At 68.0% G+C, this 24,221-nt stretch carries 18 protein-coding genes; 9 read left to right on the top strand and 9 right to left on the bottom strand.

Going from position 1 to position 24,221, the window contains the following annotated elements:
- The first annotated feature begins 265 nt into the window (after positions 1–265).
- From IAE58_RS02410 to IAE58_RS02400, 3 genes are read left to right on the top strand one after another with little or no spacing between them, the layout of a single operon-like run.
- Positions 266–1,453 carry an MdtA/MuxA family multidrug efflux RND transporter periplasmic adaptor subunit gene (locus tag IAE58_RS02410; protein ID WP_199934626.1) on the top strand — a complete coding sequence of 396 codons (1,188 nt, stop codon included), beginning with the start codon at positions 266–268 and terminating at the stop codon, positions 1,451–1,453.
- Complete coding sequence (locus IAE58_RS02405; protein ID WP_199934627.1) at positions 1,450–4,557, top strand: multidrug efflux RND transporter permease subunit; 3,108 nt, start codon at positions 1,450–1,452, stop codon at positions 4,555–4,557. Before IAE58_RS02410 ends, IAE58_RS02405 begins: the two co-directional genes overlap by 4 nt.
- Complete coding sequence (locus tag IAE58_RS02400) at positions 4,554–7,613, top strand: efflux RND transporter permease subunit (protein ID WP_199934628.1); 3,060 nt, start codon at positions 4,554–4,556, stop codon at positions 7,611–7,613. The genes IAE58_RS02405 and IAE58_RS02400 overlap by 4 nt, the downstream gene beginning before the upstream one ends.
- Positions 7,614–7,901: 288 nt before the next feature.
- Here IAE58_RS02400 and IAE58_RS02395 read toward each other — a convergent pair whose 3' ends face one another.
- The 6 genes from IAE58_RS02395 to IAE58_RS02370 all read right to left on the bottom strand — a co-directional run bounded on the left by IAE58_RS02395 (position 7,902) and on the right by IAE58_RS02370 (position 13,180).
- On the bottom strand, positions 7,902–8,975 hold the full coding sequence (locus IAE58_RS02395) for a 3-deoxy-7-phosphoheptulonate synthase (RefSeq protein ID WP_199934629.1): 1,074 nt from the start codon (positions 8,973–8,975) through the stop codon (positions 7,902–7,904).
- Positions 8,976–9,233: 258 nt separating this feature from the next.
- The gene (locus IAE58_RS02390; protein WP_108754304.1) at positions 9,234–9,494 is read right to left on the bottom strand and encodes a hypothetical protein; all 261 of its coding nucleotides are present in this window, start codon (positions 9,492–9,494) and stop codon (positions 9,234–9,236) included.
- Positions 9,495–9,770: 276 nt separating this feature from the next.
- Positions 9,771–10,514, bottom strand: a complete 744-nt coding sequence (locus tag IAE58_RS02385) for a DNA alkylation repair protein (RefSeq protein WP_199933543.1) — start codon at positions 10,512–10,514, stop codon at positions 9,771–9,773.
- On the bottom strand, positions 10,511–11,011 hold the full coding sequence (locus IAE58_RS02380; protein WP_199933544.1) for a MarR family transcriptional regulator: 501 nt from the start codon (positions 11,009–11,011) through the stop codon (positions 10,511–10,513). Before IAE58_RS02380 ends, IAE58_RS02385 begins: the two co-directional genes overlap by 4 nt.
- A 136-nt stretch (positions 11,012–11,147) precedes the next feature.
- Entirely contained in the window at positions 11,148–12,440 is a 1,293-nt protein-coding gene (locus IAE58_RS02375; protein WP_199933567.1) for a HAMP domain-containing sensor histidine kinase, read from the bottom strand.
- 32 nt (positions 12,441–12,472) lie between these two features.
- Positions 12,473–13,180 carry a response regulator transcription factor gene (locus tag IAE58_RS02370; protein ID WP_199933545.1) on the bottom strand — a complete coding sequence of 236 codons (708 nt, stop codon included), beginning with the start codon at positions 13,178–13,180 and terminating at the stop codon, positions 12,473–12,475.
- Positions 13,181–13,283: 103 nt separating this feature from the next.
- Here IAE58_RS02370 and IAE58_RS02365 point away from each other — a divergent pair, with 103 nt between their 5' ends.
- Both IAE58_RS02365 and IAE58_RS02360 read left to right on the top strand, forming a co-directional pair.
- Positions 13,284–14,213: a pepsin/retropepsin-like aspartic protease family protein gene (locus IAE58_RS02365; protein WP_199933546.1), complete on the top strand. Its 930-nt coding sequence runs from the start codon at positions 13,284–13,286 to the stop codon at positions 14,211–14,213.
- Positions 14,214–14,278: 65 nt separating this feature from the next.
- On the top strand, positions 14,279–15,445 hold the full coding sequence (locus tag IAE58_RS02360) for a serine hydrolase domain-containing protein (protein WP_199933547.1): 1,167 nt from the start codon (positions 14,279–14,281) through the stop codon (positions 15,443–15,445).
- 16 nt (positions 15,446–15,461) lie between these two features.
- Here the strand turns inward: IAE58_RS02360 and IAE58_RS02355 are convergent, their stop codons facing one another.
- The 3 genes from IAE58_RS02355 to IAE58_RS02345 form a co-directional block, all read right to left on the bottom strand.
- Positions 15,462–15,881, bottom strand: coding sequence for a DUF6445 family protein (locus IAE58_RS02355; RefSeq protein WP_325166820.1), 420 nt, complete (start codon positions 15,879–15,881; stop codon positions 15,462–15,464).
- A 316-nt stretch (positions 15,882–16,197) separates the two neighbouring features.
- A complete protein-coding gene (gene groL / locus IAE58_RS02350) occupies positions 16,198–17,847 on the bottom strand; it encodes a chaperonin GroEL (protein WP_108750286.1) in 1,650 nt (549 codons plus the stop codon).
- An 83-nt stretch (positions 17,848–17,930) separates the two neighbouring features.
- A complete protein-coding gene (locus IAE58_RS02345; RefSeq protein ID WP_006396661.1) occupies positions 17,931–18,218 on the bottom strand; it encodes a co-chaperone GroES in 288 nt (95 codons plus the stop codon).
- Between the two features lie 311 nt (positions 18,219–18,529).
- Here IAE58_RS02345 and IAE58_RS02340 point away from each other — a divergent pair, with 311 nt between their 5' ends.
- The 4 genes from IAE58_RS02340 to IAE58_RS02325 all read left to right on the top strand — a co-directional run bounded on the left by IAE58_RS02340 (position 18,530) and on the right by IAE58_RS02325 (position 23,671).
- Entirely contained in the window at positions 18,530–20,332 is a 1,803-nt protein-coding gene (locus IAE58_RS02340) for an endonuclease (RefSeq protein ID WP_199933548.1), read from the top strand.
- A 74-nt stretch (positions 20,333–20,406) separates the two neighbouring features.
- Positions 20,407–20,745, top strand: coding sequence for a divalent-cation tolerance protein CutA (gene cutA / locus IAE58_RS02335; protein WP_199933549.1), 339 nt, complete (start codon positions 20,407–20,409; stop codon positions 20,743–20,745).
- Positions 20,742–23,117: a protein-disulfide reductase DsbD domain-containing protein gene (locus IAE58_RS02330; RefSeq protein ID WP_199933550.1), complete on the top strand. Its 2,376-nt coding sequence runs from the start codon at positions 20,742–20,744 to the stop codon at positions 23,115–23,117. The genes cutA and IAE58_RS02330 overlap by 4 nt, the downstream gene beginning before the upstream one ends.
- Entirely contained in the window at positions 23,114–23,671 is a 558-nt protein-coding gene (locus IAE58_RS02325; RefSeq protein ID WP_199933551.1) for a TlpA disulfide reductase family protein, read from the top strand. The genes IAE58_RS02330 and IAE58_RS02325 overlap by 4 nt, the downstream gene beginning before the upstream one ends.
- The last annotated feature ends 550 nt before the right edge of the window (positions 23,672–24,221 follow it).

Genomic DNA, 24,221 nt, shown 5'->3' with positions numbered 1-24,221 from the left:
CCAATCGGCGACGCACACCGCACGCATCCAGGCCTAGCCAGGCAGCACCGCAAGCGGCGCACACCCGCACGCCCACGGCATGACCTTGGTCATGCGGCAATCGGCAGGCTGATTGGCTACCATGGGCGCCCCGTCGCACGCGCGACGGCATCCAGCCACGCCGCGCTGCGGCCCCGCCAGACAACTCCCCTCCCCCGCTGCCCGCGGCGCACGATGCGCGAGCGGGCGTACATGTTCCTGCGCGCGCGCAGGGCGCAGGATGCCCATGTCCGCTGTCGATCCGTCCCGTAGCACCCCACCCCGTTTCCGTCGCGCGTGGCTGATCGCCGCCCTGCTCGTGGCCGCCGCCGTGCTGGCCTGGTGGGCCTGGCCGCAGGCCGACGCAGGTGTGGCCGCCAGCAGCCCCGGCAAGACGGTACCGGTGCGCGTGGCGCGGGCCAGCGCCGAACCGCTGGTACTGCGCCTGAAAGCGGTGGGCACGGTCACCCCGCTGCACAGCGTGGTGGTGCGCAGCCGCGTGGACGGCGAGCTGATGCGCCTGCACTTCCAGGAAGGCCAGCAGGTGAAGGCCGGCGATCTGCTGGCGCAGATCGACCCGCGCCCGTACGAAGTGAAGCTGGCGCAGGCACAGGGCACCCAGCAGCAGAACCTGGCGGAACTGGAAAACGCCGAACGCCAGTTGCAGCGCTACCGCGAACTGCAGCGCCAGCACTTCGTCTCGGCACAGGAACTGAGCGACCAGCAGAGCAAGGTGCGCCAGCTGCAGGGCCGACGCATCAGCGACCAGGCCTCCGTGGACGAAGCGCGCCTGCAGCTGCAGTACACCCGCATCATCGCCCCGGTAAGCGGCCGCGTGGGCCTGCGCCGTCTGGACGTGGGCAATCTGGTGCAGGCCAGCGATGCCGAAGGCCTGGTCACCCTGGCCCAGACCGCGCCGATCAGCGTGCTGTTCACCGTGCCCGAACCGGAACTGCCGGCGCTGCTGGATGCGGTACAGGCACAGCCGGCGCTGGCCGTGGAAGCCTGGAACCGCGAAGAACGCACGCAGCTGGCGCACGGCGCGCTGTCCAGCGTGGACAACCGCATCGACACCGCCACCGGCACGTTGAAGCTGCGCGCGCAGTTCGACAACGCAGACCAGGCCCTGTTCCCGAACCAGTTCGTCAACGTGCGCCTGCAGCTGGGCGAACACCCGGCGCTGCTGATTCCCGATGCCGCCGTGCAGTTCGGCAGCCAGGGCAACTACGTGCACATCGTCGACAAGAACAACAAGGCGCAACGCCGCACCGTGGTGCTGGGCCCGGCCGATGATGGCCGCGTGGCGGTGCGCTCGGGGCTGCAGGCCGGCGACCAGGTGGTGATCGAAGGCATCGACGGCCTGGAAGATGGCACCGCGGTGGAGATCGTGGCCGAACCCGCCGCGCAGGCGAAGGCGGCCAAGGCCGGCGCATGAACCTGTCGCGCCCCTTCATCCTGCGCCCGGTCGCCACCACGCTGCTGATGGTGGCCCTGCTGCTGTCCGGCGTGCTGGCCTACCGGCTGCTGCCGGTGGCCGCGTTGCCGCAGGTGGACTACCCGATCATCCAGATCACCACGCTGTATCCGGGCGCCAGCCCGGAGCTGACCACGCGCACCATCACCGCGCCGCTGGAACGCCAGCTCGGGCAGATTCCCGGCCTGAAACAGCTGTCGTCCACCAGCTCCGGCGGGGCCTCGGTCATCACCCTGCAGTTCGGCCTGGACGTGTCGCTGGGGGTGGCCGAGCAGGACGTGCAGGCGGCCATCAACGCCGCCGGCAGCTTCCTGCCGGACGATCTGCCGGTGCCGCCGGTGTACCGCAAGGTGAACCCGGCCGACACGCCCATCATCACCCTGGCGGTGACCTCGCAGGGCCTGTCGCTGCCGCAGGTGCACGATCTGGTGGATACGCGCATCGCCCAGCGCCTGGCTCAGTTGCCCGGCGTGGGCCTGGTCAGCCTGGCCGGTGGCCAGCGGCCTGCCGTACGCATCCAGGTCAATGCCGCCGCGCTGGCGGCCAATGGGCTGGGCATGGACCACATCCGCACGGCCATTGCTGCCGCCAATGTGAACCTGCCCAAGGGCAGCTTCGACGGCCCGATCCGTGCGGTGATGCTCGATGCCAACGACCAGATGCGCAACGCGGACGAGTACCGGGCACTGGTACTGGCCTGGCGCGAAGGCGCACCGCTGCGCCTGGGCGACGTGGCCACCATCAGCGATGGCGCCGAGAACCGGCAGCTGGCGGCGTGGAGCGGTACCAGGCCGGCCGTTCTGGTGAACCTGCAGCGCCAGCCCGGCGCCAATGTGATCGCTGTGGTGGAACAGGTGCGCGCGATGCTGCCGCAGTTGCAGGCGACCCTGCCCGCGGGTGTGCAGATGAAGGTGCTGAGCGACCGCACCGAATCGATCCGCGCCTCCGTGCGCGGCGTGCAGAAGGAACTGGTGCTGGCCGTCGGCCTGGTGGTGCTGGTCACCTGGGTGTTCCTGCGCAACCTGCCGGCCACGCTCATTCCCAGCGTAGCGGTGCCGCTGTCGCTGGTCGGTACCTTCGCGGTGATGCTGCTGGCCGGCTACTCGCTCAACAACCTCACGCTGATGGCGCTGACCATCGCCACCGGCTTCGTGGTGGACGATGCCATCGTGATGCTGGAGAACATCGCCCGCCACCTGGAAGAAGGCGAGAGCCCGCGCGAGGCCGCGCTGCAGGGCGCGGCCGAGATCGGCTTCACCCTGGTCTCGCTGACTGTTTCGCTGATCGCGGTGCTGATCCCGCTGCTGTTCATGGCCGACCTGGTGGGCGCGCTGTTCCATGAGTTCGCGGTGACGCTGGCGGTGGCGATCGGTATCTCGCTGCTGGTGTCGCTGACGCTGACCCCGATGCTGTGTGCGCGGTTCCTCAAGCCACATGCGAAGGGGTCGGATCCCCGTGGGGCTCCGACCCCATCCCCGCCGAAGCGCGATGTGTTCGACCGCATCATCGCCATCTACGACCGCCAGTTGCACTGGGTGCTGCAGCGCCAGCCGCTGATGCTGCTGGCCACCGTGGCCACGCTGGCGCTGACCGTGGCGCTGTACTTCGCCGTGCCCAAGGGCTTCTTCCCGGTGCAGGACGCCGGTCTGGTGCAGGGCATCAGCGAGGCCCCGCAGGCGATCTCGTTCCAGGCCATGCGCGAGCGGCAACTGGCGCTGGCCGAAGCCATCGAGGCCGATCCAGCCGTGGCCAGCCTGTCTTCCTACATCGGCGTGGACGGCAACAATGCCACGCTCAACACCGGCCGCCTGCTGATCGAACTGAAGCCGCACGGCGACCGCGATGCCGCCGAGGTGGTGATGGCGCGCCTGCAGCAGCGCGTGGCGAAGATTCCCGGCATCACCCTGTACCTGAAACCGGTGCAGGAACTGGGCATCGAAGACCGCATCAGCCGCACCCAGTATCAGTTCACCCTGACCACGCCGGAACAGCAGACGCTGGAAACCTGGACGCCGCGGCTGCTGCAGGCCCTGCGCCAACAGCCGGCGCTGCGCGATGTGGCCAGCGACCTGCAGATGCAGGGCCGGCAGGCACGGGTGAACATCGACCGCGATGCCGCCGCACGCCTGGGCGTAAGCGTGGAAGCGGTGGCCGACGCGCTGTACGACGCCTATGGGCAGCGGCAGATTTCCACCATCTTCACCCAGGCCAGCCAGTACCGCGTGGTGCTGGAGGCTGATCCGACACAACAGCCCGGGCCTGAGGCGATCAGCGGACTGCGCGTGCGCAACAGCGCCGGCCAGACCGTACCGCTGGGGGCGGTGGCTCGGGTGGAACTGGGGCCGGCCGCCCTGCTGCGCAACCACGTGGGCCAGTTCCCGGCGGCCACGCTGTCGTTCAATCTGGCGCCGGGCGCGTCGCTGGGCGAAGGCGTTGCCGCGGTGCAGGCCGCGCGTGCGGCCATCGCGCTGCCGGCCAGCATCGAACTGCGCCTGCAGGGCGCTGCGGCGGCGTTCAGCAGTTCACTGTCGTCCACGCTGTGGCTGATCCTGGCCGCCGTGGTGGTGATGTACATCGTGCTGGGCGTGCTCTACGAGAGCTTCGTGCACCCGATCACCATCCTGTCCACCCTGCCCTCGGCCACGGTCGGTGCGTTGGCCGCGCTGTGGGTGAGCGGCCGCAGCCTGGACCTGATCGCCGTCATCGGCATCGTGCTGCTGATCGGCCTGGTGAAGAAGAACGCGATCATGATGATCGACTTCGCACTGGACGCGCAGCGCACGCGTGGCATGACCCCGCGCGAGGCGATCCACCAGGCCGCGCTGCTGCGTTTCCGTCCGATCCTGATGACCACCTTGGCGGCACTGTTCGGTGCGGTACCGCTGATGCTGGCCACCGGTTCGGGCTCGGAACTGCGGCAGCCGCTGGGGTGGGTGATGGTGGGCGGCCTGCTGGTCAGCCAGGTGCTGACCCTGTTCACCACGCCGGTGATCTACCTGGCCTTCGACCGCCTGCAACGCGGTCGCTCGGCGGCCGCCGCCGGCGCTGCCGAGGCGCACGCATGAGCCCCATCGCGCGCCTGGCCCAGGCCTGCGTGCAACGACCGGTGGCCACGATCCTGCTGGCCGTGGCGCTGGTGCTGGCCGGTCTGCTGGCGCTGCGGCTGCTGCCGGTGGCGCCGCTGCCGCAGGTGGATTACCCGGCCATTGAAGTGAGCGCCAGCCTGCCCGGCGCCTCGCCCGAATCGATGGCCGCCACCGTGGCCACGCCACTGGAACGTGCGCTGGGCAGCTTGCCCGGCATCTCGCGCATCGATTCGGCCAGCACCCAGGGGCAGACCTCGGTGGAGCTGAAGTTCGTACTCGGCCGCGATATCGACGAAGCCGCGCGCGAGGTGCAGGCGGCGATCAACCTGGCGCGCGGGCAGTTGCCCAGTGGCATGCCGGGCATGCCGCAGTACCGCAAGGTGAATCCGTCGCAGGCGCCGATCCTGGCGCTGGCGCTGACCTCGGACACGCTGCCGCCGGGCCAGCTCTACGACCTGGCCTCCACCGTGCTGGCGCAGAAACTGTCCCAGGTACCGGGCGTGGGCGAAGTGCAGGTGGGCGGCAGCGCATTGCCCGCGGTGCGCGTATCGCTGGACCCGAACGCACTGAACCATGCCGGCCTGGCGCTGGAGGACGTGGCCCAGGCCATCGCCCGTGCCAATGCCGTGCGCCCGCTGGGCGCGGTAGGCGATGACCGCCAGCAGTGGCAGCTGGAAGCGCCGCTGCAGCTGCGCCAGGCCGCGCAGTACCAGCAACTGGCGCTGAAGGTCAGCGATGACCGCACGCTGCGGCTGGGCGATGTGGCGGTGGTTGCCGATGGGGTGGAAGACCGCTACGCCAGCGGTTTCCACAATGAACGCCCGGCCGTGCTGCTGATCGTCAGCCGACAGCCCGGCGCCAACATCATCGCCACCGTCGATGCCATCCAGGCGCAGCTGCCGCAACTGCATGCACTGCTGCCCACCAGTGTGGACATGCGCCTGGTGATGGATCGCTCGCCGGTGATCCGCGCCACCCTGCACGAAGCCGAGCTGACCCTGGTGCTGGCCATCGTGCTGGTGGTGCTGGTGGTGCTGGCCTTCCTGGGCCACTGGCGTGCCGCGCTGGTGCCCAGCGTGGCCGTTCCGGTGGTGCTGTTCGGTACCCTGGCGCTGATTGCGCTGATGGGGTTCTCGCTCAACACGCTTTCGCTGATGGCGCTGATCGTGGCCGCGGTGCTGGTGGTGGACGATGCCATCGTGGTGCTGGAAAACATCGCGCGCCACCGCGAGCTGGGCGCCGACCGCTGGCAGGCCGCCGTGCGCGGCGCCTCGGAAGTGGGTGCCACCCTGCTGTCGATGAACCTTGCGCTGGCCGTGGTATTCGTCTCTATCCTGTTCCTGGATGACTTCGTGGAACGCCTGTTCCGCGAATTCTCGCTCACCTTGGTGGCGGCGATGGGCGTGTCGGTGGTGGTGGCCCTGACCCTGGTGCCGATGCTGTGCGCGCGCCTGTTCGTGGACGATGCGCAGCACACCTCGCGCTGGCAGCGTGGCAGCAATGCGCTGTTTGAACGCGTGCGCACGGCCTACCTGCGCACCCTGCAGGCCAGCTTGCGGCAGCTGCGCTGGCCCCTGCTGGCCTTCGTGGCGGTCATCGCGCTCAATGCGTGGCTGTTCCAGCAGGTGCCCAAGGGCATGGTGCCCAAGCAGGACACCGCACAGCTGCGCGGCTTCGCGCGCGGGGATGACGGCCTTTCGTTCCAGGCCATGCAGCCGAAGATCGATGCCTACCGCACGCTGCTGCTGTCCGACCCGGCCATCGAGGACATCATCGGCTATATCGGCGGCAGCAACGGGGTCAACAACGCCTTCATCATGATCAAGATGAAGCCGCTGGCCGAGCGCAAGGTGTCCAGCCAGGAACTGATCGACCGCCTGCGTGCGCGCCTGCCGCAGCTTCCCGGTGGCAACCTGTACTTGTGGGTGGACCAGGACATCCGCCTGGAAGGTGGCGGCAGCAGCGGCCAGTACGAATTCCAGCTGCTGTCGGCCGACATGGCGCCGCTGCGCGAGTGGGCACCGAAGGTAGCCGCAGCACTGCGCGCCCTGCCCGAGCTGGTGGACGTGGAAGCGCAGGGCGAAGCCGGCATGCGCCAGGTGGTGCTGGATATCGACCGCGAAGCGGCCGCACGCCACGGCGTGGACCTGCGCACCGTGGCCAACATGCTCAACAACTCCTTCAGCCAGCGCCAGGTCGCCACCCTGTATGACAGCCTGAACCAGTACCGGGTGGTGATGGAACTGGACCCGAAGCACACCCAGGACCCGAGCACGCTGGCGCGCCTGCAGGTGATCGACGGCAACGGCCAGCGTATTCCACTTTCCAGCATCGCCAGCTGGCGCTACGGCATGGCGCCGGACCGGATCTACCACAGCGAACAGTTCGCCTCGATCTGGATCGAGTTCGCGCTGGCACCGGGGGTTGGCCTGGAACAGGCCGCGCAGGCCATCAACACCGCCATGGCACAGCTGATGCTGCCGCGTTCGGTGCAGGCCAAGCTGTCGGGCGAAGCCGGCGGTCTGGACAGCCTGCGCTCGCGCCAGTTGTGGCTGGTGCTGGGCGCCACGCTGGCGGTCTACTTGGTGCTGGGCGTGCTGTACGAGAGTTTCCTGCAACCGTTGGTGATCCTGTCCACGCTGCCATCGGCCGGCATCGGTGCGCTGCTGGCGCTGTGGCTGTTCGGCAACGAACTGAACCTGATCGCGCTGCTGGGCTTGTTCCTGCTGGTGGGCGTGGTGATGAAGAACACGATCCTGCTGGTGGACTTCGCGCTTGCGGGCGAGCGACGTGGCCTGAGCGCGCAGGATGCGGTGATGGAGGCGGCACGACTGCGCCTGCGGCCGATCCTGATGACCTCACTGGCGGCACTGCTGGGTACGCTGCCGCTGATGCTGGCCAATGGCGAGGGCTGGGAACTGCGGCAGCCGCTGGGCATCGCGATTGTGGGCGGGTTGCTGGTCAGCCAGTGGCTGACGCTGTACACGACGCCGGCGATGTATCTGGCGTTGGCGAGGATCCGCGGCGGGCGGTGAGCGCGGCCGGGCAAATCATCCACGCATGGCGTTGATCTACTGCATCGCGTGGGACCTTGTAGAGTCGAGCCATGCTCGACTGCCTTTCGCGATGGATCAACGACAGTCGAGCATGGCTCGACTCTACAGAAGAGCAATATCACCACCCCGGCGATGTACCTGGCGCTGTCGCACTTACGCAGCGCCAGGCGCATCGCCGGTGCGGACGGGTCGGTCTCCAACTCCGACCGACCCTGATCGCGGCCGCACCCCCGCAGGCGCTGGCCGCCATCCACACACGTGCCGCATTCAAGCGGCTTCGGACACCTTCACTTCACGGCGGGCGCGCACGGCAGCGGCCAAGCGCTCCAGCACCTGCACGGTGGTGTCCCAATCAATGCAGCCATCGGTGATGCTCTGGCCGTAGACCAGTGGCTGGCCTTCCAGCAGTTCCTGGCGGCCGCCGACCAGGTGGCTTTCCACCATCACGCCGACAATGCGCTGCTCGCCGTCTTCCAGCTGGGTGGCGATGTCCTCGATCACCTTCGGCTGGTTGTCCGGGTTCTTCAGGCTGTTGGCGTGGCTGGCATCGATCATCAGACGGGTCGGCAGCTTGGCCTTGGCCAGCGCCTGGCAGGCCTCGCCCACGCTGGCCGCATCGTAGTTCGGCTGCTTGCCGCCACGCAGGATCACATGGCAATCCGGGTTGCCGGTGGTGGACACGATGGCCGTGCCGCCCTGCTTGGTGACCGACAGGAAGTGGTGCGGATTGGACGCTGCGCCCACTGCATCGGCCGCGATCTTGACGTTGCCGTCGGTGCCGTTCTTGAAGCCGACCGGGCAGGAAAGGCCCGAGGCCAGTTCGCGGTGCACCTGGCTTTCGGTGGTGCGCGCGCCAATCGCGCCCCAGGCGACCAGATCGGCGATGTACTGCGGCGAGATCACATCGAGGAACTCGACGCCGGCCGGCAGGCCCAGCTTGTTGATGTCGCGCAGCAGGCCGCGGGCAATGCGCAGGCCCTTGTCGATCTTGAAGCTGCCATCCAGGTCCGGATCGTTGATCAGGCCCTTCCAGCCCACCGTGGTGCGCGGCTTTTCGAAGTACACGCGCATGACGATCTCCAGTTCGCCAGCCAGCGCATCGCGCAGGGGCTTCAGGCGCTGGGCGTATTCGATGGCGGCGTGCGGGTCGTGGATCGAGCACGGGCCCACCACCACGGCCAGGCGGTCGTCGCGGCCGTGCAGGATCTGGTGCAGGGCCGCGCGCGAGGCGCTGACGGTGTCGGACGCTTCATCGTCGCAGGGCAGCATCGCCAGCAGCTGGGCAGGCGGTGTGAGCGGTTCGATGGTGCGGATACGCAGGTCGTCGGTGTGCGGGGGCATGGCGGGGGTCTCTACGGAAGGTGGGGGTCCGCAGCGTGGCGACAAGAAAAAAGCCGCCAGGTTCGCTGGCGGCTTTCGGGAATGCGTCTGAAGGTTTCTTCAGGGTGAGCGCAGTCCTTCCTCCGCCGGGGGCTTCGGAAAGTAATACCAATAAAAGTTGGCGTGGGCTGCGTTCATGGGATGTATTGATAACACAGGGTTTTGGCGGGTGCCAACTGTTTCATTCGCAACTGGGGCTGCGGTTCAGCCGTGCTGGCACTACCGCTTGCCGTGTACTTCCAGGTCCAGCAGCAGGCCTTCGTGGATATCCACCCAGCGCTCCACCACGCGGTCCAGCTCCAACCGGGCTTCATCCAGTTGTTCCGGATTGAGCAGCGAGCGTGCGGTGTAGAGATCGGACACCAGCCGCCGCAGGGTTGATTCCAGGATGGCCACCGACGGACCCTCCACGCCCGGCAACTGCAACGCCGGGCTGTCGCCAAGGGTTCCGTACAGCGTGACCTGGAGCTTGCTCTGCATGATCGACTTCCCTGCGGGTGGACATGGGCAATACCCATGTTTACCCGGAATCGATGACATGCGCATGTGCCGCGATGGTCCTGGCGGGTTGGGGCTGGGTAGAGTCGAGCTTGCTCGACTGAGGCGGACAGCAGTCGAGCAAGCTCGACTCTACGAAGAGCAGAGGCGGACAGCAGTCGAGCAAGCTCGACTCTACGAAAAGCAGAGGCGGACAGCAGTCGAGCAAGCTCGACTCTACGAAGAGCAGAAGCGGACAGCAGTCGAGCAAGCTCGACTCTACAACTTCGTGAGCGAGCGTTGGGCGCGGGTGCGGATGTACGCATTGGCGCTGCTGGTGTGCTCGCGCTGCCAGCGGCCGCACAGTTCGCGCAGCCAGTGCGGCTGGGTCTTGCCGGCATCGTTCAGCCAGTTGCCTACCGAGTCCTGCACGTAGCGCTCGGGGTCGTTGGCCAGTGCTTCCAGCAACGGCAGCGCCTGCTCTGGCTGTTGCTTGAACACGGCGATGTGCGTGGCCCACACCCCGCGTGGGCGCAGTGCTTCGCAGGCATAGCGGCGCAGGTGGGGCGAGGCCTCCCGGGTCCAGGGCAGCAACAGCTGCAGCGCCTGCAACGGGGCCGTGACCAGATCGGCACGCACGGCCAGCCATGCCCATTCGCGCACGCCGAAGTGCGGGTCGTCGGCCAGCGGACGCATGGCCTGCAGCTTGTCGGGCAAGGTGAGCGTGTGATCACTGCCAATCAGGTAGCAGGCCCAGCCGCGCACGGTGTCCGAGGGACGCGACTGCCATTGCGCGGCTGCGCCCTGCCCGGCTTCGCGCAGCAGCACTGCGGCCAGCGCCATGCGCTGGGTGATGCCCTTGCCGGCGGCATCGCGCATGCACTGCAGCGCGTGTTCCGGAATATCCGCAACGGCGCGCAGCAGTACTGCGAAATCCACCACAAGGCATTCGGCCAGGTGCGTACTTGCCGCGGCGCCGGTATCCAGCTCACGTTGCCGCGTGGGGCTGATCAGCGTGCTCATGGCTGGGACGAACGGCCGCTGTCGGTGTGCTGCCAGACCTTGGCCAGCAACCGCGAAAGCTGCACCTGCTCTGCGCCATCCAGGCCGTCGAACAGGCCGCCTATCCATTGCGTGTGCTGGTTGAACAGGTCTTCGGCCAGGCGCTTGCCGCGCGCGGTCAGCACGATCTGCAGGCGGCGCCCGTCTTCGGCGTCGTTGCGTCGCTGCAGCAGCCCCTCGCGCTGCAACCCGTCCAACAGACCACTGATGGTGGCGCGGCTGACCCCGGCGCGTTCGGCCAGTTCATGCGGCGGCAACGTGCCGCCGGCGCCGTGCAGCAGGAACAGCACGATGAAGCGTCCTTCGCTGAGCCCATGCGGGGCCAGCCGCGTGGCGCAGTCGCGGTCGATCGCGGCCGATGCGGAGAGCAGCTGGAAGCACAGGCGCAGCTGGGCCAGGTTGGCGTGGCCGCGGCGGGCGGCTTCTTCGATCAGCGCGATGTGTTTGGCTTCCAGCACTCTATTCGCTCATTTGATTAGGCGGCTAATCATATTGATGAAAGAGCGGGTGATGCAAGACCTGGCGGTAGAGTCGAGCTTGCTCGACTGAAGCAAACAGCAGTCGAGCAAGCTCGACTCTACGAAGCAGTCGACGCTACCGGGGCAGGTGCAGGCGGGCGATCAGGCCACCGCCTTCGCGGTCCAGCAGCTGCAGGGAACCGCCGTGGTGGCGGGCGGCATTGGCCGCAACGGCCAGGCCCAGGCCGGTGCCGCCGGTGGCGCGGCTGCGCGAGGTTTCGCTGCGCTGGAAGGGCTGCAGCAAGCGCTCGCGATCTGCCGCGGGAATGCCAGGGCCGCGATCCATCACGTCCAATTGCAGCCCATCGTCACGCTGCGCGGCACGCAGCTCCACCGCGCCCGCATAGCGGCTGGCATTGTCGATCAGGTTGTCCAGCGCGCGCCGCAGCAGCAGGGCGTCGGCACGGCACGGCAGGATCGCGGGCAGCACTGCCGTCAGGTCGACACCGCGCAGCCGCGCGGCCTGCACGCAGTCGTCCAGCAGGGGCACCAGGTCCATCCGCTGCAGCTGCGATGGCTGCAACTCGCCGCGGGCGTAATCCAGCACCTGTTCGATCATGGCGTTCATGCGTTCGATGTCGGCCACCATGCGTTCGGCCTGTGCGGGCGGTGCGAAGTCCGCGCGCAGGCGCAGGCCGGTCAGCGGCGTGCGCAGGTCGTGTGCCACGGCGGCCAGCATGCGGGTCATCTGCTGCGCCTGCTCGCGCAGGCGGGTGCGCCCTGCATCCAGCGCGATGGCCAGCATCTGCACTTCGCGCGGCCCATCGTCGGGCAGCGGCGTCTGCGCGTGCAGGTCCAGCGTGGCGCTGGCCTCGGCCAGCCGACGCAGCGGACGGCCCAGCCGCACCGCCGCCCAGGCGGCCAGCGGTGCCAGCAGCACGGTGCCGCCGAGCAGGGCCAGCAGTACCTGCCTGCGCCACGCAGCCAGATCGCTGTAGGCGCTGCTGACCACGCGCCAGCGCCCATCGGCCTGCTGCAGGGCCAGTTCGAACGGCGGCCAGGGCAGACTGGCCAGCACCTGCTGCGCGGCCCTCAGCACGGCGGCGTCGCCATCGCGCCCCTGTTCGCCGCGGGCGGCCACCACATGGACATCCGGTGGCCGGTGGTTGCCCGCCCAGACCAGGCGCACCTGCTGCGTCGGCTGCTGCAGGCCGTCCACCGCCAGCGCCTGCAGGCGCGCATGACTGGTACCGGACGGGGCGTGTTCGCGCAGATCCACGCGCAGGCCCAGGCTGTCGGCCGCGCGCTCGCCGCGCAGCACCTGCATGGCCTGGTCCAACCGCATCTGTGGCGCCGCCGGGCGCGGCAACCAGCCGACCACCGCCATGCTGACCGCGGTTGCCAGAAGCAGGCTGCTGAGCGCCAGCAGGGCGATCCAGCGTGCCGTGCTCCAACGCGGCCTCACAGCCGTTCCACCGTCGCACCGAAGCGATAGCCCTCACCGCGCAGGGTCTGCACCAATCCTTCGGCATCGCCGGCGGCCTGGGCCAGTTTGCGGCGCAGGCGGCTGATGGCCAGATCGACGGCGCGGTCCACGCTGTCGCTGTCATCACCACGGGTCAGCTGCATCAGTTGCTCGCGGTCCAGCACCCGGCCGGGCCGCTCGGCCAGCGCCTGCAGCAAGGAAAATTCGCCGCGGCTGAGCACGACCTCGGCGCCGTCTGGTGCCAGCAGGCGGCGCTGCTCGGGCAGCAGGCGCCAGCCAGCAAAGCGCAGTTCGATAGGGGTCTGTGCGTGCAGTTTTTCCTGCCGGCGCAGCAGTGCGCGCACCCGCGCCAGCAGTTCGCGTGGGTCGAACGGTTTGCCCAGGTAGTCATCGGCGCCCATTTCCAGCCCGATCACGCGGTCGGGCGCACTGCCCATGGCCGACAGCATCAGGATCGGAATGGCCCGCGACTGCAGCCGGCGGCACACCGACAAGCCGTCTTCGCCGGGCATCATCCAGTCCAGGATGATGGCGTCGGGGCGCTCGACCTGCAGCAGCACGTCCATCGCCACGGCATCGGCCGCCACGCGCACGCGGTAGCCGTGCAGCAGCAGGTGGTCGGCGATAGCATCGCGGATGCTGGCATCGTCATCCACGACGATCAGGGTGGCGGTAGCATTCATGCAACCAGTATGACGGCGCTGTGTATCGGCCCGGTATCAGCAGCGACATACCGGCAACACGCGCCTGCGGCGAAATGGCCACTCGTTCCCGAGGAATACACCGATGCGCCTGGCCCTGCTCCCATTGCTGCTCACCGCCCTGCCTGCCCTGGCCGAGCCCCCTGCTCTGCACAGCCTGCCGATGACGATGCAGGCCAGCCACCCCACCGTGCTGGGTACGCTGGACGGCCGCGACGAGCCGCTGCACCTGGTGGTGGACAGCGCCGCCAGCGCGACCCTGCTGGATACCGCCGTGGTGCAGCGCTTTGGACTGCGGGACCCGAACGCGCGCGATCATGATGCGCAGGGCGCTAGCGCCGGCGGCCTGGCCCTGCGCAGCACGCGCAGCGTGGCGATGGCATTGGGCAGCCTGCAGCTGCAGGTGACCGCACTGCAGGCCGACTTGGCCAGCCTGTCGTCGGCAGACAGCGCGCCGTTGCACGGCATCATCGGCCAGGACATCACCGCGCGCTTCGATACGCGCTGGGATTTCGCCCAATCGCGCCTGCTGCTGTGGCCGGCCCGCTCACTGCCAAGCCCTGATGCCCACTGCCAGGATAACGCCCTGCCCGATCGCAGTGGCGTGCTGAAGGGCTTCGGCTTCGTCACCCTGCGCCTGGGCGAAGACGGTGTGCAGGCCATCGGCGTGGTCGATACCGGTGCCGCGCAGACCATCCTCAACAACGCAGCGGCCAGTGCGCTGGGGTTGCGCACCGATGGCAGCGATGCGCGCGTGCGGGTGCGCAGCAAGGGCAGCGAAGGGCTGGGCGGCAAGCCGACGCCCACGTGGCTGTACACCCTGCCGGCGCTGGCCAGTGCCGGTTGGCAGCACCCCGCGGTGGAGGTGCGCATCAGCGAACTGCCAGTGTTCCGGGCCATCGGCCTGGACCAGCGCCCGGCGGTGATCCTGGGCGCGGACGTGATGCAGGGCGGCCAGGTGGATATCAGCGCAGGTGCCGAGCGGATCTGCCTGCGGCGGCCGCCGCAGGGATGACGGTGGGCGATGACGGCGGCGCCGGGTGGGGGTAGGATCGCCCGGTCCCATCAGGAGTTCCGCGCATGTGCCGTGTTTTCCTGCTGTTGCTGACGCTGCTGCCACTGGCCGGACTGGCTGCGCCCGCTCTGCCGGTTCCAACGCCGGAGCGCATCGATGCCGAAGCCCAGCGCCTGATGCGGGCCGCGCATGCACGCGGCATGGCCGTGGCGGTCATTGATGGCGGCAAGGTGGTGCACGTGGCCGCCTATGGCGAACGCAACGCCGCCGGAGAGCCGCTGCGCACCGACACAGTGATGTATGCGGCATCGCTGACCAAGATGGCCTTCGGCCATCTGGTGGCTCAGTTGGCGCAACAGAAGGTGATCGATCTGGATGCCAGCATTGCCACGGCATTGGACAAGCCGATGCCGGACTACCCTGCCGAGCCACGGAAGTACGCCGACTACACCGTGTTGGCCGACGACCCACGCTGGCGCCAGCTTACACCGCGTCTGCTGCTGAACCATGCCAGCGGATTTGCCAACTTCGCTTTCCTTGAGCCTGACGGCCGCTTGAGGTTCCACTTCGATCCCGGCAGCCGCTATGGCTATTCCGGCGAGGGGTTGATCCTGCTGCAGTTCGTGCTCGAGCGCGGGCGCCCGGGCCTGGACGTGGGCACGCTGATGCAGCAGCGCGTGTTCGATCGCTTCGGCATGCCACGCACCAGCATGATGTGGCGCAATGATTTTGCCGGCAACCTGGCCGATGGCTGGACCCAGCAGGGCAGCGCCGAACCGCACGATGAGCGCAGCCGCGTGCGTGCGGCCGGGTCGATGGACACCACCATCAACGACATGGCCCATTTCGCAGCCGGCTACGTGCGCGGCGAGGGTCTGTCGACGGCGATGCGCAGGGAGCTGGTGCGCCCGCAGCTGCCGATCACCACCGCCAGCCAGTTCCCCACGCTGCAGCCGGAGCTGCCCGCAGCGCAGCAGCGCAGCGATCTGGCGGCCGGCCTGGGCGTGGTGACCTTCCGGGGAACGCAGGGGCCGGGCTTCTACAAGGGCGGCCACGATGATGCCGTTGGCAATACGCTGGTCTGCCTCGAACAGCGCCAGCGCTGCGTGGTGATCCTGGGCAACGATGTACGAGCCGAAGCCACCTTCCCTGCATTGGTGGCATTCGTACTGGGCGACACCGGCGTGCCCTGGCAGTGGGAGTACGGTGCGTCGAAGGCGTTCGTGAAGTAGATCGGCGCCCGCTGCCTCAACCGGCCTGTTCGAAGAACATCAGGTAGACCAGACGCCCGTTCTCCGCGCAGTCGCCGAAGGCAGGCCCAGCCGTGTGCCAGAACCACGGGCGCAGCAGCACCAGACGGTTGAAACGCATGGGAATGGTCATGGTCGGTTCCCAGGCGCTTTCGTCGTTGCTGTCGCGTTCGATGATGTCGCGGTGCATGGCCGCGCCATCGGCGTAGCCCAGTGCGGCCAGCTCGGCCGGGTTCAGTGCCAGGCGGTCGGTGTTGGTGCGGCGGTGGCGGAAGAATTCAGTGCCCCCCTGGCAATGTTCGGGCGCGCTCAGGTAGAGGATGCCCGACCAGTGCGAATGGTCGGTATGCACCCGCGCCCGACCCACGTCGTTGGCCAGGGTCAGGCGGAATTTCCCGTGCGACTGCAGCGGCTGCACCGGCCAGCCCCTGCATTTCCAGGCGCTGCAGCGAATTGCGGCCCGGGAATGCGCCATCCTGCTCGGGGTAATCCAGGCCCAGGCCGGCACGGCGCAGGCCCTGCGCATCGGCCGGGGAAAGAAAGTCGTCGACGACGAGGAACGAAGTAGGCATGCGCGGAGGCTAGTGCCGGCAGATTGCGGCGGCAAGGCAGCGTGCAGCATGAAACCGGCCGGCGCGAACCTGCTTGCGTGCGCGCATCCACGCAGGCCGTGGACCCACAAAAAAAACCCCGCCTTGCGGCGGGGTTTTTCATTGCATCGGGGAGGCGTGGACTTAGAAGTCCATGCCGCCCATGCCACCCATGCCACCCATGCCACCGGCGCCGCCCATGGCCGGCTCGTCCTTCTTCGGAGCTTCGGCAACCATGGCTTCGGTGGTGATCATCAGGCCAGCGATCGAAGCAGCGTTCTGCAGAGCCGAACGGGTCACCTTGGTCGGGTCCAGGATGCCGAACTGCAGCATGTCGCCGAACTCACCGGTGGCGGCGTTGTAGCCGAAGCTGCCGCTGCCTTCCTTCACCTTGTTGATGATGACCGACGGCTCTTCACCGGCGTTGGAGACGATTTCGCGCAGCGGGGCTTCCATCGCGCGCAGGGCGATCTGGATGCCGTGGTTCTGGTCTTCGTTGGCACCCTTCAGGCCAGCCAGCGCGGTGACCGCACGGACCAGGGCCACGCCGCCGCCCGGAACCACGCCTTCTTCAACGGCTGCACGGGTAGCGTGCAGGGCGTCGTCGACGCGATCCTTCTTTTCCTTCATTTCGATTTCGGTCGAAGCACCGACCTTGATCACGGCAACGCCGCCGGCCAGCTTGGCCACGCGTTCCTGCAGCTTCTCGCGATCGTAATCGGAGGAGGTGTCCTGGATCTGGGTCTTGATCTGGCCCACGCGTGCATCAACGTTGGCCTTGTCGCCCACGCCGTCGATGATGGTGGTGTTTTCCTTGGAAACCTGCACCTTCTTGGCGCGGCCCAGGTCCTTGATGGTGGCCTTTTCCAGCGACAGGCCCACTTCTTCGGAAATCACGGTGCCGCCGGTCAGCACGGCCATGTCTTCCAGCATCGCCTTGCGACGGTCGCCGAAGCCCGGGGCCTTCACGGCCACGACCTTGACGATGCCACGGATGGTGTTGACCACCAGGGTGGCCAGCGCTTCGCCTTCGACTTCTTCGGCCACGATCAGCAGCGGCTTGCCGGCCTTGGCGACGCCTTCCAGCACCGGCAGCAGGTCACGGACGTTGGAGATCTTCTTGTCGTGCAGCAGGATGAACGGGTCATCCAGGTCAGCGGTCTGCGACTGCTGGTTGTTGATGAAGTACGGGGACAGGTAGCCGCGGTCGAACTGCATGCCCTTGACCACGTCCAGCTCGTTGTCCAGGCCCGAGCCTTCTTCAACGGTGATCACGCCTTCCTTGCCGACTTCCTTCATCGCATCAGCGATGATCTGGCCGATCGACTCGTCCGAGTTGGCCGAGATGGTGCCGACCTGGGCGATGGCCTTGTCGTCAGCGGTGGGCTTGGAGATGTTCTTCAGCTCGGCAACGGCGGCCACGACGGCCTTGTCGATACCACGCTTCAGGTCCATCGGGTTCATGCCGGCGGCAACAGCCTTGGCGCCTTCGCGGATCAGGGCCTGGGCCAGCACGGTGGCGGTGGTGGTGCCGTCGCCGGCGTCGTCGTTGGTGCGCGAAGCGACTTCCTTCACCATCTGCGCGCCCATGTTCTCGAACTTGTCAGCCAGTTCGATTTCCTTGGCGACGGAGACGCCGTCCTTGGTGATGGTCGGGGCGCCGAAGCTCTTTTCCAGCACGACGTTGCGGCCCTTCGGGCCCAGGGTGGCCTTGACGGCATTGGCGAGAACGTTGACGCCGCGCACCATGCGCGAACGGGCGTCTTCACCGAAACGAATATCCTTGGCAGCCATTGCAGTTACCTCATTGGTAGCGCCGGGCCATGCCCGGCGGCTGGGTGTTTGGAATCAGGGGATGCAGCAGGTCGCGGCGGGGCTCAGCCGATGACGGCAAGCACGTCGTCTTCGCGCAGGACCTTGTATTCGACGCCTTCGCTCTTGTACGAGCTGCCGGCGTACTGGCCGTAGATGACCTTGTCGCCGACCTTCAGCGACGGCGCGCGCACGCTGCCGTTGTCCAGCGGCTTGCCCGGGCCGACGGCCACGACTTCACCCTTGGTGGACTTTTCCTTGGCCGAATCCGGAATGACGATGCCACCGGCGGAGATTTCGTCGGCTTCGATCGGCTTGACCACAACGCGGTCGTGCAGCGGCTTGATGCTCATGAGAGACCTCTTAAGTTATTGATTGGTCTGAAAAAGTCTGGCGATGTTAGCACTCACCCAGGGTGACTGCCAGCATTGCGCGTGAAAAAGCCCGACAGGTCGGGAGCAGGACAGAGATGGAGCCCGCCGGGGGCCTTTCAAGGCCATCGCGGCAAAATTTTTCGACGGTGCGCTGCGGCGCAGATCCGGCGAAGTTCCCGGTTTTTTGGTGACGGGCGTCGCAGTGTCAGATATCTGGCGTTCAGTTACGACAAAGTGTCACGTGATCGGCCTTAGTCTCGCCCGGCATTCCCAATCACAAGGAGTAGTCGATGCGATTGCTGTCCCCGCTCGCCGCCGCCTGCCTGCTGGCGCTGGCCGCCGCGCCGGCCCAGGCCGAGGTCTTCATCAACGAACTGCACTATGACGACAGCACCGCTGCCGGCGACGTGGGCGAGGCCATCGAAGTGGTCGCCACCGCCGGTGAGGACCTGTCCGGCTACCGCCTGTACCTGTACAACGGCAGCAACCCGTCGGCCGCAGCGGTCTACGCCAACAACCCGGTGCCGGCCGGCACCGCCGCCAGCTGCGGCAGCGCCACCATCGCGGTGGTCACCTACCCGACCAATGGCCTGCAGAACGGGCCGAACGACGGCATCGCCCTGGTCGACGCCAGCGGCAAGGTCGTTCAGTTCCTGAGCTACGAGGGCGCGATCACCGCGGCCGGTGGCCCGGCGGCCGGCATGACCAGCCAGAACATTCCGGTGGCCGAAACCAACAGCACCGCGCCGGGTACCTCGCTGCAGCTGACCGGCAGCGGCAGCCAGTACGCGCACTTCACCTGGGCCGAATCGGCCGGCCAGACCTTCGGCCGCTGCAACACCAGCCAGACCTTCACCGGCGGTGGCGGCACCCCGGGCCCGAACACCCCGCCGTCGGTCAGCACCACCACCCCGGCGCAGGGCAGCAGCACCTTCCCGGCCGCGGCCGATCTGGAAGTGGTGTTCAGCGAAACGGTGACCCTGGCCAGCGGCGCCTTCAGCCTGAGCTGCGGCAGTTCGGGCAGCGTGCCGCTGACCTGGCCGACCAGCGGCCGCACCGTGAAGCTGTCCACCAACACCGCCCTGGTGGCCGGCGAAGCCTGCCGCTTCGACATCCGCGCCGCGCGCATCACCGACAGCCAGGGCGCGCACCCGGCCGCCGACAGCCGCATCGCCTTCACCGTGGCCAGCACCACCGGCAACCCGGACCCGGGCAACCCCGGCAACCCCGGCACCCCGGAGGGCTACTATTCCAAGGTGAACACCAGCAGCCCCAGCCAGCTGCGCTGCTCGCTGCATGAAACCATCAAGGGCCACACCGCCTACCCGTACAGCGGCTCGGGCACCAGCACCTGGACCATCCTGGAAATCGCCGACGAAGACCCGAACAACAGCGGCAAGATCCTGGATGCCTACCGCAACCGCAGCTACACCAAGGTGACCGACCGTGCCGGCAGTGGCGGCGGCCTGAAGTACAACCGCGAACACACCTGGCCGAACTCGCTGGGCTTTGCCAGCACCACCGGCGACAAGGGCCTGCCGTACGCCCCGTACACCGATACCCACATGCTGTACCTGACCGACGCGCAGTGGAATGCCGACCGCGGCAACAAGCCCTTCGGCAAGTGCGACAGCAACTGCGGCGAACGCGCCACCGAGGCCAACAACGGCCAGGGCGGCGGCAGCGGCGGCTACCCGGGCAATTCCAACTGGGTGCGCACCCCGGACGGCAACACCGGCACGTTCGAGGTCTGGGGCCAGCGCAAGGGCGACATGGCGCGTGCGGTGATGTACATGGCGATCCGCTATGAGGGCGGCAAGGATGCGGCCACCGGCCAGTCCGAGCCGGACCTGGAACTGACCGACGACCGCAGCAAGATCGTCAAGACCAGCAGCTCGCCGGCCTACATGGGCCTGCTGTCCACCCTGATCGACTGGCACCTGGCCGATCCGCCGAACGACGCCGAGCGCGCCCGCAATGACGTGATCTACAGCTTCCAGGGCAACCGCAACCCGTTCATCGACCACCCCGAGTGGGCCACCCCGGCCCTGTTCACCTCGGCCAAGCCGGCCACCTGCCAGCTGGCCAACTGATCCGCATTGAAGAAAGTTGCAATTCCCCTGTCCGGCCCTGACCCGGCCGGACAGGGGCCCTATACTCGGCGGTCATGTCGATCGCCGATCCCGTCCTGCTGCTGTTCACCACCTGCCCCGACGCGGACAGTGCCCAACGCATCGCCCACGCACTGGTGGGCGAACAGCTGGCCGCCTGCGTGACCCGCCTGGACGGCGCGCGTTCGACCTACCGCTGGCAAGGCCAGGTAACCACCGATACCGAACTGCAGCTGCTGGTGAAGACCACGGCCAGCCGGGTCGATGCCGCCATCGCCCGGATCGTCGCCCTGCATCCGTATGAACTCCCGGAGTGCATTGCGGTCGAAAGCCGGGCCGGCCTGCCGGCGTATCTGGACTGGATCCGGGCGCAGACCCGGGAGGACACCGTTTGAAGACTCTGTTTGCGCGTGGCGCCGCCCTGTGCGCCCTGTTGTGGCTTTCCCTGCCGGCCTTCGCTCTGGACGAGAAGGACCTGCTGCCGGTGGACCAGGCGTTCGCGCTGACCGCCACCGCGCCCGAACGGGGGCAGATCCAACTGCAGTTCAAGATCGCTCCCGGCTACTACCTGTACCGCCACCGCACCAGCGTGAAGGCCGACACCGCCTTCAATGCCGGCGCGCTGCAGATGCCGGCCGGTGACAAGCACCACGACGATTTCTTCGGCGAGGTGGAAACCTACCGCCAGCGCCTGCTGGCGACCCTGCCCGGCGCGCCCACCGATGGCGCCGGCACGATCAGCCTGGAAGTGCGCTACCAGGGCTGCGCCGACGCCGGCGTGTGCTATCCGCCGCAGAAGCGCGTGGTGCAGGTCTCTCTGCCCGGTGGCGATGCGGCGGCAGCGCCGGCCGCGCGCAGCGGCAACACGCCTGCCTTCAACAACCCGCTGGCCGGGGCCGGCACCGCGCGCGGCCTGCAGCTGCCCGGCGCCAGCACGGCCCAGGCCCTACCGCTGCCGTCGGAACAGGCGTTCGCCTTCGATGCCATCGCCAGCGACGGCAACACCCTGCTGCTGCGCTTCAGCCCGGCGCCGGGCTACTACCTGTACCGCGACCGCACCTCGCTGAAGCTGGAAGGCAGCAGTGGCGTGCTGGCCGACACCCCGCGCTGGCCGAAGGCGCAGTCGCACCGCGATGAGCACTTCGGCGATGTCTCGGTGTACTTCAACCAGGTGGAAGTGCCGCTGCCGCTGCGCCGCAGCCGCGCCGATGCGGTGGACGGCACCCTGGTGGTCACCTTCCAGGGCTGCCAGACCGACGGCATCTGCTACCCGCCGATGACCCGCCGGGTGAAGCTGGCCATTCCTGCCGGCAAGGTCAACGCCAGTGCGTCGGCCACCGCCGCACGCAGCGAAGTGATCCAGCCGCTGCCCGGCTCTGCGGCCGATGCCGCGCGCGAAGGCGGCGACGGCGCGCTGCGCCGCCTGCTGCCGACCGTGCCGAACGATCCTGCGCCGAGCGCTGCAGACACCGCGCCCGGCGCGACCGCCTTCGCCGCCGATGCGCGCCCGGACAACGCGCTGCGCACCAAGCCGCCAGGCACCGTGCCGAAGACCGACAGTTCGCTGTTGTGGGTGCTGCTGCTGGCGCTGGGCGGCGGCCTGGTGCTGAACCTGATGCCGTGCGTGCTGCCGATCCTGTCGCTGAAGGTCCTGAGCCTGGCGCAGAGCGGTGAAAGCGCCGAGCGCGCGCGCAGCCATGCCATGTGGTACACGCTGGGCGTGCTGGTGGCCTTCGCGGTGATCGGCGCCTCGATGGTGGGCCTGCGCATGCTGGGCAACGCGGTGGGCATCGGCTTCCAGCTGCAGCACCCGGCCGTGGTGGCCGCGCTGGCCTACGTGATGTTCGCCGTCGGCCTGAGCCTGTCCGGGGTGTTCACCATGGGCGGTGGCGTAGGCAACTTCGGCCAGTCGCTGGCCAGCCGCAGCGGCCCGGCCGGCGATTTCTTCACCGGCGTGCTGGCCTGCGTGGTCGGCAGCGCCTGCGTGGGTCCGTTCTTCGGCCCGGCCGTGGCCTACGCCTTCGTGGCACCGCCGGTGGCGGCCATGCTGGTGTTCCTGTTCCTGGGCCTGGGCCTGGCCCTGCCGTTCCTGCTGATCGGCTTCGTGCCGGCGCTGGCACGGCGCCTGCCCAAGCCCGGCCCGTGGATGGAAACCCTGAAGCACGTGCTGGCCTTCCCGATGTATGCCGCCGCGCTGTGGCTGCTGTGGGTGCTGGGCAAGCAGCGCGGCGTGGATGGCATGGCGCTGGCGCTGGGCGGGCTGCTGCTGCTGACCGGCGGCCTGTGGCTGTTCGAAACCAGCCGCTGGCGCAGCAAGCGCGGTGGCATCCTGCTGGGCGTGCTGCTGGTGCTGACCGCGCTGGTGCCGGTCTGGGGCGTGACCCAGCTGGCACTGCCGGCGCGTGCCGCCCAGACCAGCACCGACAACGTGGTGGAGTATTCGCCGCAGTTGCTGGACCGCCTGCGCGCCGACAACCGCGTGGTGTTCGTGAACATGACCGCCGACTGGTGCGTGAGCTGCAAGGCCAACGAACGCGCGGTGCTGTCGCGTCCGGAGTTCAAGGACCTGCTCCGCCGCACCAATGCGGTGTACATGCGCGGTGACTACACCAACGTCGATCCGCAGATCACCGATTTCCTGGAAGAGCACAAGGCCGTGGGCGTGCCGCTGTACGTGGTGTACGGCCCCGGCGCCCCGCCCACCGTGCTGCCCACCCTGCTGACCCAGGCAGTGGTGGAAGAAGCCCTGCTGCGCACCGCGCGGTGAAGTGGCAGCGGCCCGCACTGCTGTGGACAGCGGTGCTGGCCGCCGGCCTGGGCCTGTGGGCCGGGCACCGGCTAACGCCGGCACCCACGGCGCCGCGCGCGCCTTCCGATGCTGCTGTGGCAAGCGCGCCCACGTTGCGACCCGGTGATGCCCTGCCCGCACTGGTACTGCCCGACCCATCGGGCCAGCCGCTGGACATCCGCCAGCGCTTCGCCGGTCGCCCATTGCTGGTGAATGTCTGGGCCAGCTGGTGCGGCCCCTGCGTGGAAGAAATGCCCGAACTGCAGCGTTTCGCCCAGGCACAGGGGAGCGCCGGTGTGCAGGTGCTGGGGCTGGCGCTCGATACCCCTGAGGGCGTGGCCGATTTCCTGCAGCGGGTGCCGGTGCACTACCCCATCGTGCTGGACGCGCCGGGCCCACGCGATGCCAGCGTGCAGCTGGGCAACGCACAGGGCCTGCTGCCCTACAGCGTGCTGTTCGATGCGGACGGGCGCATGGTCAAGGCGAAGCTGGGCCCATTCGCGCACGGCGAGATTGCCGACTGGGTGAAGTAGGGTTTTTGCAGGGCTGCGCCCTGCACCTGCTTGGAGCAAAGGCAGCAGCAAGAGCAAAAGCGGGCTTTCCTTGGAATGGCGGGGCGGTGTCGGATTGCCGGGACGCCGTTAACCCATCCATGGGGGCTTGGCCGCGGCATCCATGCCGCGGACACCCCGCAATCCGACACCGCCCCGCCTCTGACAGTTGGCCGCGGCTGTTGGTAGGTGTCGACCTTGGTCGACACATCTTTCAGATATCTAGAACTATCTGGGGTCAGATCCCGTGCCATTCCAACAGCTCGCGGAAAACTGCCGAAGGCGGGGTGGGTCCGGTCGAGGGGGCGTGAGCCGCATGGATGCGGCGACCGAGCTTACATGGACGTACTTGCAGCGTCCCCCTCGACCGGACCCACCCCGCCATCCCACGGAATGCCCGCTTTGGCCTTTGAGGTGGACGTTGACGTTGCTTCGGCGGGTGCAGGGCGCAGCCCTGCCGGAACACCCTCCTTGACCAGGGCCGGTCGTGACCGGGAGAATTCCGAGATTAATTCTCATTTACTGTTGCGCA

The organism is Stenotrophomonas sp. S49, from assembly GCF_016624905.1.
Taxonomy (GTDB): Bacteria; Pseudomonadota; Gammaproteobacteria; order Xanthomonadales; family Xanthomonadaceae; genus Stenotrophomonas.
Note: the sequence above shows the minus strand (reverse complement) of the source record. Positions and strands in the feature narration are given on the sequence as shown.

Excerpts from the sequence above, each read along its gene's own strand:
- IAE58_RS02390 (WP_108754304.1), bottom strand. The coding sequence starts at position 9,494 with ATGCAGAGCAAGCTCCAGGTCACGCTGTACGGAACCCTTGGCGACAGC.
- IAE58_RS02405 (WP_199934627.1), top strand. The coding sequence starts at position 1,450 with ATGAACCTGTCGCGCCCCTTCATCCTGCGCCCGGTCGCCACCACGCTG.
- IAE58_RS02370 (WP_199933545.1), bottom strand. The coding sequence starts at position 13,180 with ATGAATGCTACCGCCACCCTGATCGTCGTGGATGACGATGCCAGCATC.
- IAE58_RS02340 (WP_199933548.1), top strand. The coding sequence starts at position 18,530 with ATGCGATTGCTGTCCCCGCTCGCCGCCGCCTGCCTGCTGGCGCTGGCC.
- groL (WP_108750286.1), bottom strand. The coding sequence starts at position 17,847 with ATGGCTGCCAAGGATATTCGTTTCGGTGAAGACGCCCGTTCGCGCATG.
- cutA (WP_199933549.1), top strand. The coding sequence starts at position 20,407 with ATGTCGATCGCCGATCCCGTCCTGCTGCTGTTCACCACCTGCCCCGAC.
- IAE58_RS02400 (WP_199934628.1), top strand. The coding sequence starts at position 4,554 with ATGAGCCCCATCGCGCGCCTGGCCCAGGCCTGCGTGCAACGACCGGTG.
- IAE58_RS02410 (WP_199934626.1), top strand. The coding sequence starts at position 266 with ATGTCCGCTGTCGATCCGTCCCGTAGCACCCCACCCCGTTTCCGTCGC.
- IAE58_RS02385 (WP_199933543.1), bottom strand. The coding sequence starts at position 10,514 with ATGAGCACGCTGATCAGCCCCACGCGGCAACGTGAGCTGGATACCGGC.
- IAE58_RS02365 (WP_199933546.1), top strand. The coding sequence starts at position 13,284 with ATGCGCCTGGCCCTGCTCCCATTGCTGCTCACCGCCCTGCCTGCCCTG.
- IAE58_RS02395 (WP_199934629.1), bottom strand. The coding sequence starts at position 8,975 with ATGCCCCCGCACACCGACGACCTGCGTATCCGCACCATCGAACCGCTC.
- IAE58_RS02360 (WP_199933547.1), top strand. The coding sequence starts at position 14,279 with ATGTGCCGTGTTTTCCTGCTGTTGCTGACGCTGCTGCCACTGGCCGGA.
- IAE58_RS02345 (WP_006396661.1), bottom strand. The coding sequence starts at position 18,218 with ATGAGCATCAAGCCGCTGCACGACCGCGTTGTGGTCAAGCCGATCGAA.